Raw genomic sequence first — 1,246 nt, 5'->3', positions numbered from 1 at the left:
TTTTGAGTTTGCTCCAGCGGTTTTGGGCTGCTGTATTGGGGGCGGTAGCGGCGGGTTGCGGTGCGGAGCCATTCCGGCTGCGCAGCACCGCATCACGTCGCGGGTTGATTGTCTGAGCGAACTCGGCAGGTGTCATCCAGCCGAGTCCAGAGTGTGGTCGATGATCGTTGTAATCGCTGCGCCAGTTTGAAAGCGCCGATCGAGCATGGGCCAGTGACGAGAAGAGCGTCTCATTCAAGAGCTCGTCGCGCAGCCGCCCATTGAAGCTTTCGATGAAGGCGTTCTGGACCGGCTTGCCCGGCGCGATGTAGTGCCAATCCGCCTTGCTCCGATCCGTCCATTGCAGGATCGCGTTACTGGTGAACTCACTGCCATTGTCGCTGACGATCATCTTCGGCTTGCCTCGTCCCTCGATGATCCGATCCAGCTCACGGGCGACCCGCAGGCCGGAGAGCGACGTGTCAGCGACGAGAGCCAGGCATTCCCTGGTGCAATCGTCGACGACCGTCAGAATCCGGAACCTGCGGCCATCGGTGAGTTGATCCGACACGAAGTCCAGTGACCAGCGATCATTGGCGGCAAGCGGGATCAGCATCGGTGCTCGTGTGCCTATCGCTCGTTTCCGACCGCCGCGCTTGCGCACCGTCAGCTTCTCTTCCCGATAGAGCCGGAAGAGCCGCTTGTGGTTCACAAGGTGACCCTCACGCCTGAGCAGCACATGAAGGCGTCGATATCCAAAGCGGCGGCGTTCATGCGCCAGCGCCTTCATCCGCTCGCGAAGGTCATGGTCATCGCTGCGCCTGGTTTCGTAACGGATCATCATCCGGCAAAAGCCGATGGCTTTACACGCCCGCCGTTCGCTCATCTGGTGGTGATCCATCAGATGAGCGACAGCTTTCCGCCTTGCTGCGGGCGTCACCACTTCTTTCCCAAAAGGTCTTTCAAGGCCGCATTGTCGAGCATCGCATCTGCCAGGAGCCGTTTCAGCTTCGTGTTCTCGTCTTCCAGCGTCTTCAGCCGCTTGGCTTCGGATACGTCCATGCCGCCGAATTTGGCCTTCCATTTATAGATGCTGGCATCGCTGACGCCGTGCTTGCGGCAAAGCTCCGAGACGGGCGTGCCAGCCTCGTGCTCCTTCAAAATGACGATGATCTGTTCGTCTGTGAAACGGTTGCGCTTCATTCCCTGGTCCTCTCAATGGGCCAGAGCTTACTTCAAAATGGATTATTTCAACGGGGCAAGGTCA

The 1,246-nt window shown here is 58.9% G+C and carries 1 protein-coding gene; it reads right to left on the bottom strand.

Annotation, left to right across the window (positions count from 1 at the left end):
- Positions 1-1,182, bottom strand: a protein-coding gene (locus IB279_RS36705; protein WP_246802269.1) for an IS3 family transposase whose coding sequence is annotated in 2 segments (ribosomal slippage) — positions 1-933 and positions 933-1,182 — 1,183 coding nt annotated over the 2 segments. Because the reading frame shifts where the segments join, the coding sequence is not laid out codon by codon here. This gene is flagged as partial in the annotation.
- Positions 1,183-1,246 lie beyond the last annotated feature (64 nt).

It is taken from the genome of Ensifer sp. ENS06, assembly GCF_014852205.1.
In the GTDB taxonomy this organism is placed as follows: domain Bacteria; phylum Pseudomonadota; class Alphaproteobacteria; order Rhizobiales; family Rhizobiaceae; genus Ensifer; species Ensifer adhaerens.
Note: the sequence above shows the minus strand (reverse complement) of the source record. Positions and strands in the feature narration are given on the sequence as shown.